Here is a 16631-nt window from a genome sequence, read left to right on the forward strand (position 1 = left end):
ACCGGCGGCAGCCAGCCGCCCATGAACAGGATCGCGCCCATCGCGCACATCGTGGCGATCGCGACATATTCGCCGAGCATGAATAACAGGTACGGCGTCGAGCCATACTCGACCATGAAGCCCGCGACGAGTTCGGATTCGGCCTCGACCAGGTCGAACGGCGGACGGTTGGTCTCCGCAAGGGCCGAAACATAGAATACCACGAACATCGGCAGCAGAGGCAGCCAGTACCAGTTCAGGAAGGTCAGCCACGGCAGTCCGATCATGCTGGCCAGGCCGCGGGCATGCTGGGCCTCGACGATGGCCGTGAGGTTCAGCGAGCCGGCGCAGAGCAGCACGGTAATGATGACGAAACCGATCGAGACCTCGTACGAGACCATCTGCGCCGCCGAACGCAATGCCGCGAGAAACGGATATTTCGAATTCGACGACCAGCCGCCCATGATGATGCCGTAGATCGACAGCGACGAGATCGCGAAAATGTAGAGAATCCCGACATTGATGTCGGCGATCACCCAGTTCAAATTGACCGGAATCACCGCCCACGCCGCCAGCGCCAGCACGCAGGAAACCAGCGGCGCCAGCAGGAACACGCCCTTGTTGGCGCCGGAGGGAATGATCGGTTCCTTCAGCACGAACTTGAGAAGATCAGCGAACGACTGAAATAGGCCCCATGGTCCAACGACATTGGGTCCGCGCCGGATCTGCACCGCCGCCCAGATCTTTCGGTCGGCGAGCAGGATGTATGCGATCGCGATCAGCAGAACGACAAGCAGCAGCACGCTCTGCGCGACCATCACGATCAGCGGCCAGAGAAAGTCGGTCCATAACGGCATTGCGAAAATTTCGGCCATGACGCTCACTCCGCCGCCGTCAGCATGCGACCGGACGCGAGCTGCGAGCATTCCGCCATTACGGCCGAGGCCCGCGCGATCGGGTTGGTCAGGTAATAGTCGTCAACCGCAGCCTTGAACGGCGATTTCTCGATATTGCCGCCCTTGCCTGCAAGACTTTTGACCGCGCGGGAATCGCCGGCCTCGATCTGATCGATCCGCATCAAGTGCGGCGCCGCCTTGAACATCGCCTGCCGCAGCGCCGCCAGCGAGTCATAGCCCAGCGTCCCGCCCAGCACGTCGGACAATGCGCGGATGATGGCCCAGTCCTCCCGCGCCTCGCCCGGCGGGAAGCCGGCGCGGTCGGCCATCTGCACCCGGCCTTCGGTGTTAACGTAGATGCCGGTCTTCTCGGTGTAGGCCGCGCCCGGCAGGATGATATCGGCACGGTGCGCGCCGACATCGCCGTGGGTGCCGATGTAAACAACAAACGCCTCATCCGGCGCCTTGATCTCATCGGCGCCGAGCGAAAACAGAACGTCGAGCGCATCCGGTGCGGTCATTTGCGTGACAGTCATGCCGGCTTTCCCGGGCGCGAAGCCGAGGTCCAGCGCGCCGACCCGCGACGCCGCATCGTGAAGCACCGCGAATCCGTTCCAATCGTCCTTCACCGCACCGATATCCATGGCGAGCTTCGCCGCCGCCGCGAGAATGGCCCTGCCGTCCTGCCGCGACGTCGCGCTGGCGCCGACCAGCACGATCGGATTTTTTGCGCCTTTCAATACGCTGAGAAACTTGTTCTTTCCGGCCGCGAGGTCGGCAAGCGATTCCGGACCGGCACCGAGATAATCGTATTCGTAAGCCAGATCGGCCCTCTCGCCGATCACCCCGATCTTGAGTTGACCGGTTCGCCAGCGCTTGCGGATGCGCGCGTTGAGGATCGCCGCTTCCTTGCGCGGGTTCGACCCCACGATCAAAAGCGCGTCGGCCTGCTCGATGCCGGCGATCGTCGGATTGAAGATGTAGGACGCCCGCCCCGCCGCCGGATCGAACGCGTCGCCGCCCTGCACCGCGACGTTGACCGAGCCGAGTTTCGACAGCAGCTCCTTCAGCGCGAACATCTCCTCGACAGCCGCAAGATCCCCGGCGATCGCGCCGATCCGCTTGCCGTCGGCCTGCGTGACTTTCGCAGCAATCGCCGCGAAGGCTTCTGACCACGAGGCCTCGCGCAGCACGCCATCTTCACGGATGTAGGGCCGGTCGAGCCGCTGGGTGCGCAAGCCGTCGACGATGTGACGGGTCTTGTCGGAAATCCACTCCTCGTTCACCGCCTCGTTGACGCGAGGCAGGATACGCATCACCTCGCGCCCGCGCGTATCGACCCGAATGGCGGAACCGACCGCATCCATCACGTCGATGGATTGAGTCTTGCCGAGTTCCCACGGCCGTGCCGCGAACGCATAGGGCTTCGATGTCAGCGCGCCGACCGGGCAGATATCGACGAGGTTGCCTTGCAGTTCCGACGTCAGCGCGGTTTCAAGGTAGGTCGTGATCTCCATGTCCTCGCCGCGGCCGATCGCGCCCATTTCCGGCGCGCCGCACACTTCCGCGCAGAAGCGGACGCAGCGCGTGCACTGGATGCAGCGGGTCATCACCGTCTTGACCAGCGCGCCGAGATACTTGTCCTCGACCGCGCGCTTGTTCTCGGCGAAGCGCGAGGTATCGACGCCGTATCCCATCGCCTGATCCTGCAAATCGCACTCGCCGCCCTGATCGCAGATCGGGCAGTCAAGCGGATGGTTGATCAGCAGGAATTCCATCACGCCTTCGCGCGCCTTCTTCACCATCGGCGAGCGCGTGGAGATTTGCGGCGGCTCACCGTTGGGACCGGGACGGCAGTCGCGCACGCCCCAGGCGCAGCTCGCGACCGGCTTCGGACCGCCCTTTATCTCGACAAGACACATCCGGCAGTTGCCCGCGATCGACAGCCGCTCATGGTAACAGAAGCGCGGAATCTCGGCGCCTGCGGCCTCGCATGCCTGCAACAGCGTGTACTCGGCGGGGACGTCAATCTCTTTGCCGTCGATGATAAGCTTCGTCATGGCCCTACTCCGCCGCCACCATGTGCGCGGGATCGAGGATGCCCTGATCGTCGCGGTCGGCCTTGTGCGAATACTGGTCGATGCGCTCCTCGATTTCGTGACGGAAATGCGCGATCAGCCCCTGGATCGGCCAGGCTGCCGCATCGCCAAGGGCGCAAATGGTGTGGCCCTCGACCTGCTTGGTGACTTCGAGCAGCATGTCGATCTCACGCTTGTGAGCACGGCCCTCCGCCATCCGCGTCAGCACCCGCCACATCCAGCCGGTTCCCTCGCGGCACGGCGTGCATTGGCCGCAGCTCTCGTGCTTGTAGAAATAGGAAATCCGCGCAATCGCCCGGATCAGGTCGGTCGACTTGTCCATGACGATGACGGCGGCGGTGCCGAGGCCGGAGCGCAGCTTGCCCAGGCTGTCGAAATCCATCGGCGTATCGATGATCTGCTCGGCCGGCACCATGCGCACCGAGGAGCCGCCCGGAATCACCGCCTTGAGATTGCCCCAGCCGCCGCGAATGCCGCCGCAATGGGTATCGATCAGTTCGCGGAACGTGATCCCCATCGCCTCTTCGACGTTGCAGGGGCGCTCGACGTGACCCGAAATACAGAACAGCTTGGTGCCGACATTGTTGGGACGGCCGATGGCAGCGAACCAGGCCGCGCCGCGCCGCAGGATATCCGGCGCGACTGCAATGGACTCGACATTGTTCACGGTAGTCGGGCAACCGTAGAGGCCGACATTGGCCGGGAACGGCGGCTTCAGCCGCGGCTGGCCCTTCTTGCCTTCCAGGCTTTCCAGCAGCGCCGTTTCCTCGCCGCAGATGTAGGCGCCCGCGCCATGGGCGACGTACAGATCGAACGGGAAGCCGTGGATATTATCCTTGCCGATCAGCTTGGCCTCATAGGCCTCGTCAATGGCGGCCTGGAGATGCTCGCGCTCGCGGATGAATTCGCCGCGAATGTAGATGTAGCCGGTATGGGCGCCCATGCCGACGCCGGCCAGCAGACAGCCTTCGATCAAGAGATGCGGATCGTGCCGCATGATCTCGCGATCCTTGCAGGTGCCGGGCTCGGACTCGTCAGCATTGACGACGAGGTAGCTCGGGCGGCCATCAGCGCTGTCCTTCGGCATGAAGGACCATTTCATGCCGGTCGGGAATCCGGCTCCGCCGCGGCCGCGCAGGCCCGACGCCTTCATCTCGCTGACGATCCAGTCGCGGCCCTTGTTGACGATGGCCTTGGTGCCGTCCCATGCGCCACGGCGGCGAGCGCCAGCGAGCCGCCAGTCGTGGAGGCCGTAGAGATTGCGGAAGATGCGATCCTTGTCGTCGAGCATCAGGTCTTGCCCTTCCTGGTCGCGTCGTCGGCGGGAGGTTTCGGCGTGGGGCTTTCCCGGCGGCTTGCGGAGTCGGTCGGCTTCTTGGCGTCCGCATCCGTCAACGCCGGCTGAGCGCTTGCAGGCCGCCCGCCCTCGCCCTTCCCGGCCCGCGTGTTCAAGGTCGTCGGACCGCCGACAGGCGCGGAAAACTGGCGATCGATCTGCGGGCCGGGCTTCGGCGGATTGCCGGAAGCAAACCCGTCCAGCACCTTGCCGAAGTTCTCCTTCGTCAGATCCTCATAGGTATCCTTCCAGATCAACACCATCGGCGCGTTGACGCAGGCGCCAAGGCACTCGACCTCTTCCCACGAGAAGTCGCCGTCCTTTGACAGATGAAAGGGCTCGTGATGGATGCGTTTTTTGCAGACGTCGAGGATGTCCTCGGCGCCGCGCAGACGGCACGGCGTGGTGCCGCAGACCTGGATGTGGGCCTTCCTGCCGACGGGCTGCAACTGGAACATCGTGTAGAAGGTCGCGATCTCCAGCATCCGGATGTAGGGCATGTCGAGCAGGTCGGCGACAGCGCGGATCGCAGCCTCGGAGATCCATCCGCCGTTCTGTTCCTGCGCGCGCCACAAAATCGCGATGGCCGCGGACGCCTGGCGGCCCGCCGGATACTGCGCAATCTGCTTCTTGGCCCAGGCAAGATTCTCCGCGCTGAACGCGAAACTCGCGGGCTGCTGTTCTTTGGGGGCCAGGCGGCGAACGGACATCGTACTCCAGTCCTCAATGAATACGTTGCGACGCAGTCGCGTTCAGGCGACGAAAACGATCGAGCCAGAATGCGCTCGAGGTGGCGAACACATTGTATCCAACGTGCGAGGCGACCTTGATGCGGTTCAGAATGGAAAGCTCGGTCAACGTCTCGAAGCGGCCGTTGGCCGGATCGTGCGCGATCAGCGTGAGCGGCGTCTGCTCCAGAATATAGCGCGACACGGTGTGGTTCGGATCGTTGCCGTGTTCCTCGCACAGGATCACGGCATCGCCTTGCAATATGCGGGGACCACCCTTGATGGCTTCGATCTCGACGCCTTCGACGTCGAGCTTGATCAGGTACTTGCCGTCGGGCGAAATCCTGCCGTCGTCGAGCAGGTCGTCGAGCGCCAGCACCGGCACGCTCTCCCCGCCCGCACCGGCGCCGCCGGCGATGCTGAAAGCCTCGTGCTTGGTGCCGGACAGGCGCGCGGTGCCGCGTGCCGCGCCGATGGCGCTCTGCATCACCTCGAAGCGGTTGCCGTTGATCTTTGCGTTGTTCGAAAGCCTGGCAAAATTCTTCGACGACGGCTCGATCGCGATCGCCTTGCGCGACCCGAACGGTTTGCTGGTGACCAGTACCGACCAGTAGCCGTAATTGGCGCCGCAATCGAGCAACGTGTAGTCGACGTCGGCGGAGTCGCGAAACAGCAGTTCAAGCTCGTCTTCATACTTGAAGGAGCGATTGAGCAGCTTGCTCCAGTAGCCGTCGCCATAGGGAAACGCGAACGTGGCATCGGAATTGAGCCTGACGGCGATGTCGCGCTCCGGCAATGTCTTGCGCAGCAGGTTGGCGCAAATGTTGTAGCCGCGATGCGCGAACAGCGACGACACCTTGGAGCCCGCAACCAGCGCCAGCGCAGCCGCGCGCTCCCAGGCGCTGGCTCCTTCGAGAACGCCGGAGGTCCGGTCGAACTGGATCGGCGGCTGGGCGATCACCGGTCAACCTCTCCGAACACGATGTCGAGCGAGCCGAGAATGGCGGAGACGTCCGCCAGCAGATGTCCCCGGCAGATGAAATCCATCGCCTGCAGATGCGCGAAACCCGGCGCGCGGATCTTGCACTTGTAGGGCTTGTTGCTGCCGTCGGAGACGAGGTAGACGCCGAACTCTCCCTTGGGCGCTTCCACCGCCGCATAGACCTCGCCCGCCGGAACGTGGAAGCCCTCGGTGTAAAGCTTGAAGTGATGGATCAGCGCTTCCATCGAGCGCTTCATCTCGCCGCGGCGCGGCGGGAAAATCTTGTTGTCCTCGACCGCCACCGGCCCCTGCCCGTCGGCGGCGCGCAGCTTGGCGATGCACTGCTTCATGATCCGCACCGACTGCCGCATCTCCTCCATGCGAATGAGATAGCGATCATAGCAGTCGCCGTTCTTGCCGATCGGAATATCGAAGTCCATCTCGGCATAGCATTCGTAAGGCTGCGACTTGCGCAAATCCCAGGCCGCGCCGGAGCCACGAACCATGACGCCGGAGAAACCCCATTCCCAGGCCTGCTTCAGTGTCACCACGCCGATATCGACGTTGCGCTGCTTGAAAATGCGGCTGGCGGTCAGCAACTGGTCGAGGTCGGCGACGACCTGCAGAAACGGATCGCACCAGGCGTCGATGTCGTCGATCAGCTTTTGCGGCAGGTCCTGATGCACGCCGCCGACGCGGAAATACGCGGCATGCATCCGCGAACCGGACGCGCGCTCGTAGAACATCATCAGCTTTTCGCGCTCCTCGAAGCCCCACAGCGGCGGCGTGAGAGCGCCGACGTCCATCGCCTGCGTCGTGACATTGAGGAGATGCGAGAGAATGCGGCCGATCTCGCAGTAGAGCACCCGGATCAACTGGCCGCGGCGCGGCACCGCGATGCCCAAAAGCTTTTCGGCCGCGAGACAGAAGGCGTGTTCCTGATTCATCGGCGCGACGTAGTCGAGCCGGTCGAAATAAGGAATCGCCTGCAGATAGGTCTTCTGCTCGATCAGCTTCTCGGTACCGCGATGAAGCAGGCCGATGTGCGGATCAACGCGCTCGACCACCTCGCCATCCAGCTCCAGCACCAGGCGCAACACGCCGTGCGCCGCCGGATGCTGCGGTCCGAAATTGATGGTGAAGTTGCGCATACCGGGGGTTTCGGTACCAAGTGCTTCGGTCATCAGCCACCCGCCTTGCCGCCGGTCGCCTTCTCGTCGCCCGGCAGCGGATAATCCGCGCCTTCCCAGGGCGACATGAAATCGAACTTGCGGAATTCCTGATTGAGACGCACCGGCTCGTACACCACCCGCTTCTCGGCATCGTCGTAACGCACCTCGACGAACCCCGTGAGCGGAAAGTCCTTGCGCAGCGGATGTCCGTCGAAGCCGTAGTCGGTCAACAAACGCCGCATGTCGGGGTGCCCGGTGAAGATCACGCCGTAGAGATCGTAAGTCTCCCGTTCGAACCAGTCGGCACCGGGAAACACGTCGATCAGCGACGGCACCTGCGTGGTCTCCGAAGCCTCGAGCCGCAGACGAATGCGCGTATTCAGCGTCGGCGACAGGAAGTGATAGACCACGTCGAAGCGCTTCTCCCGGCCCGGATAGTCGACCGCCGTCACGTCGGTGATGTTGACGAAGCGGCAGCGCTGATCGTCGCGAATGAAGCGGGCGACCTCGACGATCTTCGCCGCCTCGACCGTGACACTCAGTTGACCGAACGACACGGAATGGCCGGTCGCCGCGCCCGCAAGCGTGGCGACGATCATCTGACCCAAGGCATCGAGCCTGCTGTCGTCCATTCCTTCAAACCTCTAGCGTTCGATGGTTCCAGTGCGCCGGATCTTTTTCTGCAGCAGCAAAATGCCGTAGAGCAGCGCCTCCGCCGTCGGCGGACAGCCCGGCACATAGACATCGATCGGCACGATCCGGTCGCAGCCGCGCACCACCGAATAGGAATAGTGGTAGTAGCCGCCACCGTTGGCGCACGATCCCATCGAGATGACGTAGCGCGGTTCCGGCATCTGGTCGTAGACCTTGCGCAGCGCGGGCGCCATCTTGTTGGTCAGCGTGCCGGCCACGATCATCACATCCGACTGGCGCGGCGAAGCGCGCGGCGCGAAACCGAAGCGCTCGACATCGTAGCGCGGCATCGACACCTGCATCATCTCGACCGCGCAGCAGGCGAGACCGAAGGTCATCCACATCAAGGAGCCGGTGCGCGCCCAGGTGATGAGGTCGTCGGCGGCGGCGACGAAGAAGCCCTTGTCGGACAGTTCGTGCTTGACCTCGAGGAAATAGGGATCGCCGGCGCCCACCGGCCGGCCGGTCCTGGGATCCAAAACCGAGGTCGCTGCCGAACCCGTGATCGGGCCGCCGGCAGAACTCGCGAACCTGGTGGTAGGAGAGCTCAATCCCATTCGAGCGCGCCTTTCTTCCATTCGTAGGCAAAACCGATGGTCAGCACACCAAGGAACACGATCATCGACCAGAAGCCCGTGGCGCCGAGCTTGCCGAACGTGATCGCCCAAGGGAATAGAAATGCGACCTCAAGGTCAAAAATGATGAAAAGAATGGCGACGAGGTAAAACCTGACGTCGAACTTCATCCGGGCATCGTCGAATGCGTTGAATCCGCATTCGTAGGCCGAAAGCTTCTCCGGGTCGGGCTGTTGATAGGCGACGATAAAGGGGGCGATCAGCAGCACGGCACCGATCACAGCCGCTATACCGATAAACACCACAAGCGGCAGATAGTTCTGCAAAATGCCGGTCATCGGCGCTTCCCCTCGCTGCGGCGTTCGACCCGCAGATTTTGTTAGACTATTGGAACTTTTGAGAGGCTTTAGCTTAGTGCAACAGGGGTGGCAAGATAGCCCATTTTGACGCACCCAAGACGAGAGATTTTGCGGCTTGACAAGAGCCGCAGACGACGCGGCAGCCCTCCCCTCGACGCTGCGCCGCGACATTCAATCGAACCCCGCGTCCGCCTCCGCAAAAACCGGCTTACGAAACCATTTTGGGAAGGCCGCGAAGCCGTTCTGAAGAAGCCGTTCTGAAACAGACCGGATTTACTCCTTCTGCTAACGGCGCATGCGACGCCGAAAAAGAGCAGGAGGCCACCATGAACCATTCGATCAAGAGCGCGGACCGCGCCACACACCTGAAGATCGTGGCTATCGCGCTGGTCCTCGGCGCCGCGCTGGCAGCTTTCGGCACCTCCGTCCGTCCGGGCACCGACACTGTCCAGACCGTCCATATTCTCAAAGCCGGCCAGCCGACGATGATGTCCAGCTCGGGAGCATCCCTGGTGAGATGATTTCGGATTGTTCAGCCCCGCGGACAGTTTTGCCGTCATGCGGCCCTGCATCAGAGCGAAGCGTGGGCCGTTTTGATTAGCCCGTTTCGTCACGCGAACCGGTATCCACTTCGCACTTCGCTCGAAAACACTACAGACGTCGGACAAAGCCTGCGGCTGGATGTCGCGGGCAAGCCCCTTCGCCCGTCGAGCCTGACGCCATCCGGCGAGGCAACAGAGCCAGCGTCGAATACGCAACCTCGCCGCAGCGTCTCAGGGCGAAACGGTTGGAGACCACGCGAGGACAAGGTGAGCAAGCCGTAACGAAGGAACCGTTGTTCCTTCGGAACGTGCTCGGAGCGCGCTGGTTAACCCGCATCAATGAAAGGAGGCGCTTCCGATGGCTTACGATCCCGAAACGCGTCCCAGTGTGGGAAAAAATGTACCTCAGGACCCCCAAGGCGCTCATCCGCCCCCAGCTCCCGATAACACGCGGCAAAGCCGGCCACGGTCGCTCGCAGACACGCCGAACCCCGATCCTGGATATCCAGACCAAAAGACGATGAACCAACAAAATCCGGACCAACAGCAGAATCGAGGCGAGAGGCCGCACGTGCAACAACAGCAGGATGAAAGCATCCGAAAAGCGGAGATCAAGAAGGCCGTGCAGCAAGACAATCCGGACAACAACCCGCAGGGTCAGGAGAAAACCGGATATAGCGGCGGCACCTGAGGGAGCTTTTACAATCGCGTTACGAAAAGGCCGTCCACTGGGCGGCTTTTTCTTATGAGAAAGCTCCGCCGGACCGGCTTATTTCTTCCTTCCACGAGTTCGATCGCACGGTGATGGATTTCCGTCGCTCAGGCGCCATCGACGCCGTGGCGGGTAACGTCGACCCGATGCATCTGGCTGGCAAGATGGCCAACTCGATCGACACCAACAAGGAGCTGCAGGCGACCTACCTGCATCAGCGCGCGCAGGTTGTCAGGCTGGCGGATGAAGCGCGGCCGTGAGCACCTTCGTTCCACGAACAGAGGAGGATCAAAATAATGGAAAGAGTCAGAAAGTGACTCTGGGCAGAGTCAGAAAGCCTTGGCCTGATCGGCGCTAAGTCTTTGAAAACACTGGCGCGAGAGACGGGACTCGAACCCGCGGCCTCCGCCGTGACAGGGCGGCGCTCTAACCAACTGAGCTACTCCCGCGGATGCCATGTATCCGCACAGGTGTGAGGGCTTAAAGGCGGGGCCTTGCCAAGTCAAGGCGGTTGCAAATCCCCTTGGATGGCAGGCATTTTCGAGGGATCAATGCAAAAAACACGCTGTTTACAGGCAAAACCACGTGGTCGGCACCTCCCCGAATCGACCAATGCCTGATACGCCTTGGCTTCCGAAGCCAGCAACGACGAGGAAAAGCCATATGGCGAAAAAGGCAGCGACCCCGAGCACCGTGACGCTGAAGCATCTCGCGGCGGCGTTGGCCGATGACCATGAGTTGTCGAAGAAGGCCACCGAGGCCATCCTGGGCGACATGGTCACCCGCATCACCAAGCACCTCAAGAAGGGCGACCGTATCCGCATCGTCGGTCTCGGCATCCTTCAAGTTCGCAAGCGCGCCGCCCGCATGGGTCGCAACCCGGCCACCGGCGAAGCCATTCACATCAAGGCCTCAAAGAAAGTCGCGTTCCGGGCCGCGAAAGAACTCAAGGAAGCCGTCTGACCGGCGCGCGGGATCGGATCGGTCCGGTTTGAACGCCTGAGGGCTTTCCCGCCGGACGGATCGTCAGGCCAGGTCAATAAACCGGATCGGCAATCGGCATATCTCCGGCCAGAACCGGCCATTGGAAGATCTGATTTCCCTGTAGAAGGCCGCCGGCCTGCGATATCCTTTCGATACGATGGCCGCTCCGATGACATTCAAGCACACGGTGACGGAGCGCTTCCTGCGCTATGTCGTCATCGATACCCAGTCGGACCCGATATCTCTGACTTGCCCGTCCACGGAGAAGCAGAAAAACCTCGGCCGCCTGCTGGTACAAGAGCTGCGGGAGATCGGCGCGGCGGACGCCCATCTCGACCAGTGCGGTTACGTGTACGCGACGATCCCCGCAAACAGTTTCAAGCAGGTGCCGGTTATCTGCTTCTGCTCGCATATGGACACCTCGCCGGACTGTTCAGGCGCAAACGTCAGGCCACAGATCGTCAGGAATTATCGCGGCGGCGACATCAGATTATGCGGCGATCCGTCGCAGGTGATCCGGTTGGCGGACAACCCGGCGCTGGTTGGCCAGATCGGCCATGACATCGTCACGTCCGACGGCACCACGCTGCTCGGTGCCGACAACAAGGCGGGCGTCGCCGAGATCATGGACGCCGCCCAGGTTCTGCTCGCCAATCCCCAGATCAAGCATGGCACCATCAAGATCCTGTTCACGCCCGATGAGGAAATCGGGCGCGGCGTCGACAAGGTCGATCTGAAAAAACTTGGCGCGACCTTCGCCTACACCATCGACGGTGAGACGGCGGGCCATATCGAGGACGAAACGTTCTCGGCTGATGGCGCCGTTCTTACCATCGAGGGTGTCAGCGCCCACCCCGGTTTCGCCAAGGGCAAGATGGAGCACGCGATCAAGATCGCATCCCGCATCGTCGACCGGCTTCCGAAAGATACCTGTTCGCCCGAAACCACAGACGGCCGCGAGGGTTTTCTGCATCCCACCGGCATCAGCGGCACGCTGGAACGCGCGACGCTCAGCTTCATCGTGCGCGACTTCACCGACGCCGGACTGAAGGAAAAAGCAGCCCTGCTGGAGAAAATCGTCCGCGAGGTCATGGCGGACTTCCCGCATTCGACCTACCGGCTGAACATCCAGCCGCAGTATCGCAACATGAAACAGATCGTGGACCATCATCCCGCGATCATCGACAACGCGATGGAAGCGATCCGCCGCGCCGGCCTTGAACCCGTCAAAGGCAGCATCCGCGGCAGCACCGATGGCTCGCGGCTGTCGTTCATGGGGCTGCCCTGCCCCAACATCTTCGCCGGCGAGCACGCGTTCCATTCGCGCACCGAATGGGTCAGCGTGCAGGACATGGAGGCGGCTGTTCGCACCATCGTGCATCTTGCCGCGATCTGGGAAGAACGCGCCTGACGCCGGACGGGCCGTCCATTTCACATCAGGAGCGCGCGCCCTCAGGCAACGGATCGGCGCGGACAACATCACCGCTCCATTTCCAGCTCCGGCCATAGGCCGTCAGCGGCGCCTCGATCAACGCAGTCATCACCCAGCCCAATAGCACGGCCAAAGGCAGTGCAGCCAGCGTCACCAGCCACTGCGTCACGCTGCCAAGCTCCGGCTTGGCGTGCAGGATCAGGCCATGCATCAGGCCCAGCACCATCAGGTGCGTGAGATAAACGCAGTACGAAATGTCGCCGAGAAACCGCAGAAACCGGTTCTCGTATCGCTTCGCTTCGGGCGCGCCCCGCACCACGGCCAGGAGAAAGCAGGCGAAGCCGAAGGAAAGCAGAAACGGCGCAAAAATATTGAACAGCCGCTGAGACGGATCGATCAACGCAATGACAAGGCAGGCCACCATCAGCACCAGCGGCGCGAGCCGCAGCAACAGATCGTAGCGCGCGAGATCGACAAGGCGTTCCTTGTAGACGATCGCCGCGATCACGCCGGCAACCAGCGTATCGCCGCGGGCGGGCAATAGGACGAGTCCCCAGGTCGGCCCAACAAGGCCAGTGGTGAAAATCATGGCACGGAGCGCCACGGCAAGCAGCGCGATCGCAATGAGAATCCTCAGCCAGAAACGGCGCGGCGCAAGAAAAAACACGAATGGCAGCAGAATATAAAGCTGTTCCTCAAGCGCCAGCGTCCAGCTCGGCGCCGCCCAGTATGCGCCGACGCCCCCGGTGGTCGCCATGAAGATGTTCTGGGTAAAGGTCAGATAGGACCAGAGCGGAAACTCGCTCTCGAAGTGAGTCCACGACTCGCTTCGAAATATCCAGAGCACGCCGAAGATCATAAGGATGCTGACCATGTAGGACGGAAACGTCCTGCAGACCCGGCGCATGACGAATACAGGCAGGAAATTGGCGTGGTGCTTGCGCTCGATAATCAGGCGCCCGATGAGAAAGCCGCTGAGGATGAAGAACATCTGCACGGCATACCAGCCAAAGCCGAGCCAATGCAGGCCGTTCGTGATCTCGGCAAAATAATGCGAGATCAGGACGAAAAGCATCATCATGCCGCGGACACCATCGAGCGCGATGATGCGACCACCACGAGCGTCGAGGCTGTTCGGCCCCAGTCCAACCGGCGACATCCGAATGTCTCCAATGATCGCCTTCGACTAGCATGGCCACGCTTACGTTCCGGTTGAAGAATTCACTCCGGTCGCCGTGGTTCGCCACCGCGGTTAACAAGTAGTAACCGTCATCTTCTGAATGACAGCGATCCGGCAACAGCAGCCGCGCGCCCGGCATCGTTAATCTTTCGTAAATCTCGCGAGCTATGATCCATGCTCTGAAGAGGGATTCGAAATGACGCGCTTCGTCCTGCTCGCGATGATCATATGCGCTCTGTCGGGAGCGCCCACACAGGCCGCCGACATGCCTGTGCATAGCCGCATCGGCAAAATCTTTGCCGAGCCGGTCGCTCCTGCGCGCGCGCGTATCGTGCGCGAGGAAGAGAAGGACTATCCCGAAAGCGCGCTTTATCGTTTCCGGTTTCCGCCGCCGCCCGTGCCCGGCTATTACGGAAGGCCGAACGATTTCTACTATCGTCCCTACTATGAGGACCGCTCCGCGATCTCATTCTATTTCGGCCGGTTGCCCTACGCCTGCGGGCTTTACGGATATTGCTAGAGCGTTTTCACGCGAAGCGGGGACGGTTCGCGTAAAGAAAACGCGTCAAATCACAATCAGAGAGCCCCACTTCTGATGCCCTCAGAAGCGGAAAGGCTCTCCAGGCAGCCGCCGCAATCATGGGTTTCGTGCGGTCACGACCCAGATCGACCCCGGAAGCATAACCGCCTGCCCTTCGGCGAACGGAGCGAGCGCCTCGCGGATCGACTTCCTGACGGCGGCAACAACATCGGCAGGCTGGCCCTCAATCGCGCGGCTGGTGGGGCCGATCTGAAGGGCCGACTCAACAGCGGTATCGAGCCCGCCGCCGACCGCGATATCCAATGAGAGATCGCAAGCCTCCATCGCCGTGTCGGAAAAACCGGCCTTGCCAAGGATGTGATGAACGCGGGCTTCGGAGGCGAGCGAAAACGGACCGGGGTCCTCCGGTCCGACTTCGGGCAGTTTCGGGACATGACGGTAAGCCGCCTGAAGCGGCGCCATCAGCCAGGGATTGGCGCGCGCTTCGCGCCAGCACAGGAAGGTCAGGCGGCCGCCCGGCCGCAACGCCTTTCTCAGATTGGCGAACGATGCGGCGGGCTCGGCAAAGAACATCACGCCGAACCGGGAGACGATCAGATCATACCATTCCGGCTTGAATGGATACACACTCGCGTCAGCGAGCCGGAATTCTACCCGAGCGTTTTGCGGCGCGACTTGCCTCGCCCGTTGCAGCATCGGCGCCGAGACGTCGACACCGAGAACGCGGCCGGCAGCGCCGACCTTCTCGGCAAACGCCCGCGTGGTGGCTCCGCAGCCGCAGCCAACATCGATGACGCGCTCACCCGAACGCGCTTTGGCGCGATCGAGCAGGATCGCCAACACCGGCTCCAGCATCTCGTCCTGAGCCTGCTGCCGATCGACCCAACGTTGACCGCCAGGTCCATTCCAGTAAGCGATCTGGTCCGCGTTCGGTGTCTGGGGATCTTCCGCCATCGCCGCTCCCGCAGGAACCTGAAATCAATGGTAGGCGGCGAGAGATTCGAACTCCCGACCCTCTCGGTGTAAACGAGATGCTCTAACCAGCTGAGCTAGCCGCCCTCGCCTCTTGTTTATAGCGTTTTCGAGTGAAGTGGAATTCGGTTCGTGTGAAGAAACGCGTCAAATCAAGAATCTAGCCTTATCCTTTTGATTGAGCATGATCTTATCCGAAAATCGGTTTTCCACTTTTCGGGATCATGCTCTGGCGCCGCCCCCTCCCGCCACGCAGGCCGCCGGTCGCGGCCGTTGAAGCCGATCCCTCGAATACGGCCCTGGGAGCCGAGAAAACAGCAAGCGCATTGCCATTAGTGTTCCCGCGGCGCTCCTCCGGCAGGCCGTCTCGTAACGCAAACGGCGCCCGCGAAGGGCGCCGTCTGGTCGATTCGTCACGTCCTCAGTGCGCGGTCAGGCCACCCGCCGCCTCGTCGGCCGCATCGGGCTTGACCGGAAGCTTGGGATCCTCCTCCCAGACAATCGGCTTCGGCTGCCGCACCAACGCTTTGGCGATCACCTCATCCATCCGGGCGACCGGAATGATATCCAATCCGCCCTTGATGGCGTCCGAGATCTCCGTGAGATCCTTGGCGTTGTCCTCGGGAATCAGCACCGTCTTGATGCCGCCTCGCGCCGCAGCCAACAGCTTCTCCTTCAGGCCGCCGATCGGCAACACCCTGCCGCGCAGCGTGATCTCGCCCGTCATCGCGATGTCGCGCCGGATCGGAATGCCGGTCAGCACCGAGACGATCGTGGTCGCCATAGCAACGCCGGCCGAGGGACCATCCTTCGGCGTGGCGCCCTCGGGCACGTGGACGTGGATGTCGCGCCGCTCGAACAGCGGCGGCTCGATCCCGAAGGTGATCGCGCGCGAGCGGACATAGGACGCCGCCGCCGATATCGATTCCTTCATCACGTCGCGCAGGTTGCCCGTGACCGTCATGCGCCCCTTGCCGGGCATCATCACGCTTTCGATCGTCAGCAGTTCGCCGCCAACGTCTGTCCATGCCAGACCGGTGACGACACCGACCTGATCGTCGGTCTCGATCTCGCCGAAGCGATACTTCGGAACTCCGAGAAACTCCTCGACGACCTTCTCGGTCACCTTCACCGACTTCTTCTTCGAGAGCATCAGCTCCTTCACGGCCTTGCGGGCGAGTGTGGAAAGCTCACGCTCCAGATTACGAACGCCGGCTTCGCGGGTGTAACGGCGAATGATCAGCAGAAGCGCGTCGTCATCGATCGACCACTCCTTCGAATCAAGGCCGTGCTTGCTGAGCGCGTTCGGGATGAGATGCTTGCGGGCGATCTCGACCTTCTCGTTCTCGGTGTAACCCGCGATCCGGATGATCTCCATGCGGTCCATCAGCGGTCCGGGAATATTCAGCGTATTCGCGGTCGTGAGGAACATCACGTTGGAGAGATCGT

The 16631-nt window shown here is 62.1% G+C and carries 18 protein-coding genes and 2 tRNA genes; 6 read left to right on the plus strand and 14 right to left on the minus strand.

All coding sequences use genetic code 11. The features are described from left to right. From nuoH to BGO16_RS06335, 9 genes are all read right to left on the minus strand, one after another. The coding region (gene nuoH / locus BGO16_RS06295; RefSeq protein WP_292617739.1) for an NADH-quinone oxidoreductase subunit NuoH at positions 1-854 on the minus strand (854 nt) is incomplete at its 3' end. A 5-nt stretch (positions 855-859) separates the two neighbouring features. After that, positions 860-2935: an NADH-quinone oxidoreductase subunit NuoG gene (nuoG, locus tag BGO16_RS06300; protein WP_292617740.1), complete on the minus strand. Its 2076-nt coding sequence runs from the start codon at positions 2933-2935 to the stop codon at positions 860-862. A 4-nt stretch (positions 2936-2939) separates the two neighbouring features. Then, positions 2940-4265 carry an NADH-quinone oxidoreductase subunit NuoF gene (nuoF, locus tag BGO16_RS06305; protein ID WP_292617741.1) on the minus strand — a complete coding sequence of 442 codons (1326 nt, stop codon included), beginning with the start codon at positions 4263-4265 and terminating at the stop codon, positions 2940-2942. After that, complete coding sequence (nuoE, locus tag BGO16_RS06310; RefSeq protein WP_292617742.1) at positions 4265-5020, minus strand: NADH-quinone oxidoreductase subunit NuoE; 756 nt, start codon at positions 5018-5020, stop codon at positions 4265-4267. The genes nuoF and nuoE overlap by 1 nt, the downstream gene beginning before the upstream one ends. Before the next feature lie 13 nt (positions 5021-5033). Next, positions 5034-5996, minus strand: coding sequence for an FkbM family methyltransferase (locus tag BGO16_RS06315; RefSeq protein ID WP_292617756.1), 963 nt, complete (start codon positions 5994-5996; stop codon positions 5034-5036). Further along, entirely contained in the window at positions 5996-7204 is a 1209-nt protein-coding gene (locus tag BGO16_RS06320; RefSeq protein WP_292617743.1) for an NADH-quinone oxidoreductase subunit D, read from the minus strand. The genes BGO16_RS06315 and BGO16_RS06320 overlap by 1 nt, the downstream gene beginning before the upstream one ends. Next, positions 7204-7824, minus strand: coding sequence for an NADH-quinone oxidoreductase subunit C (locus BGO16_RS06325; protein ID WP_292617744.1), 621 nt, complete (start codon positions 7822-7824; stop codon positions 7204-7206). Before BGO16_RS06325 ends, BGO16_RS06320 begins: the two co-directional genes overlap by 1 nt. Before the next feature lie 12 nt (positions 7825-7836). Then, complete coding sequence (locus BGO16_RS06330) at positions 7837-8442, minus strand: NADH-quinone oxidoreductase subunit B (protein ID WP_292617745.1); 606 nt, start codon at positions 8440-8442, stop codon at positions 7837-7839. Next, on the minus strand, positions 8433-8798 hold the full coding sequence (locus tag BGO16_RS06335) for an NADH-quinone oxidoreductase subunit A (RefSeq protein WP_292617757.1): 366 nt from the start codon (positions 8796-8798) through the stop codon (positions 8433-8435). Before BGO16_RS06335 ends, BGO16_RS06330 begins: the two co-directional genes overlap by 10 nt. A 347-nt stretch (positions 8799-9145) precedes the next feature. Between BGO16_RS06335 and BGO16_RS06340 the strand changes: the two genes are divergently transcribed. The 3 genes from BGO16_RS06340 to BGO16_RS06350 all read left to right on the plus strand — a co-directional run bounded on the left by BGO16_RS06340 (position 9146) and on the right by BGO16_RS06350 (position 10333). Beyond that, positions 9146-9340, plus strand: a complete 195-nt coding sequence (locus BGO16_RS06340; RefSeq protein ID WP_292617746.1) for a hypothetical protein — start codon at positions 9146-9148, stop codon at positions 9338-9340. Positions 9341-9719: 379 nt separating this feature from the next. Further along, positions 9720-10052: a hypothetical protein gene (locus BGO16_RS06345; RefSeq protein WP_292617747.1), complete on the plus strand. Its 333-nt coding sequence runs from the start codon at positions 9720-9722 to the stop codon at positions 10050-10052. A 113-nt stretch (positions 10053-10165) separates the two neighbouring features. After that, positions 10166-10333 carry a hypothetical protein gene (locus BGO16_RS06350; RefSeq protein WP_292617748.1) on the plus strand — a complete coding sequence of 56 codons (168 nt, stop codon included), beginning with the start codon at positions 10166-10168 and terminating at the stop codon, positions 10331-10333. 112 nt (positions 10334-10445) lie between these two features. Here BGO16_RS06350 and BGO16_RS06355 read toward each other — a convergent pair. Beyond that, positions 10446-10522, minus strand: a tRNA-Asp gene (locus tag BGO16_RS06355). Positions 10523-10736: 214 nt separating this feature from the next. Between BGO16_RS06355 and BGO16_RS06360 the strand changes: the two genes are divergently transcribed. After that, positions 10737-11036: an HU family DNA-binding protein gene (locus tag BGO16_RS06360; RefSeq protein ID WP_292617749.1), complete on the plus strand. Its 300-nt coding sequence runs from the start codon at positions 10737-10739 to the stop codon at positions 11034-11036. 178 nt (positions 11037-11214) lie between these two features. Next, complete coding sequence (pepT, locus tag BGO16_RS06365; RefSeq protein ID WP_292617751.1) at positions 11215-12468, plus strand: peptidase T; 1254 nt, start codon at positions 11215-11217, stop codon at positions 12466-12468. Positions 12469-12493: 25 nt separating this feature from the next. Here pepT and BGO16_RS06370 read toward each other — a convergent pair whose 3' ends face one another. Next, entirely contained in the window at positions 12494-13648 is a 1155-nt protein-coding gene (locus tag BGO16_RS06370; RefSeq protein WP_292617752.1) for an acyltransferase, read from the minus strand. Between the two features lie 217 nt (positions 13649-13865). Between BGO16_RS06370 and BGO16_RS06375 the strand changes: the two genes are divergently transcribed. Continuing rightward, positions 13866-14189 carry a hypothetical protein gene (locus BGO16_RS06375; protein ID WP_292617753.1) on the plus strand — a complete coding sequence of 108 codons (324 nt, stop codon included), beginning with the start codon at positions 13866-13868 and terminating at the stop codon, positions 14187-14189. 117 nt (positions 14190-14306) lie between these two features. Here the strand turns inward: BGO16_RS06375 and BGO16_RS06380 are convergent, their stop codons facing one another. The 3 genes from BGO16_RS06380 to BGO16_RS06390 form a co-directional block, all read right to left on the minus strand. Beyond that, positions 14307-15164, minus strand: coding sequence for a class I SAM-dependent methyltransferase (locus tag BGO16_RS06380; protein WP_292617754.1), 858 nt, complete (start codon positions 15162-15164; stop codon positions 14307-14309). A 28-nt stretch (positions 15165-15192) separates the two neighbouring features. Continuing rightward, positions 15193-15269 (minus strand) — tRNA-Val (locus tag BGO16_RS06385). A 334-nt stretch (positions 15270-15603) separates the two neighbouring features. Next, a partial coding sequence (locus tag BGO16_RS06390; RefSeq protein WP_292617755.1) for a S16 family serine protease occupies positions 15604-16631 on the minus strand: 1028 nt, incomplete at its 5' end.

It is taken from the genome of Nitrobacter sp. 62-23 (genome assembly GCF_001897285.1).
Taxonomy (GTDB): Bacteria; Pseudomonadota; Alphaproteobacteria; order Rhizobiales; family Xanthobacteraceae; genus Nitrobacter.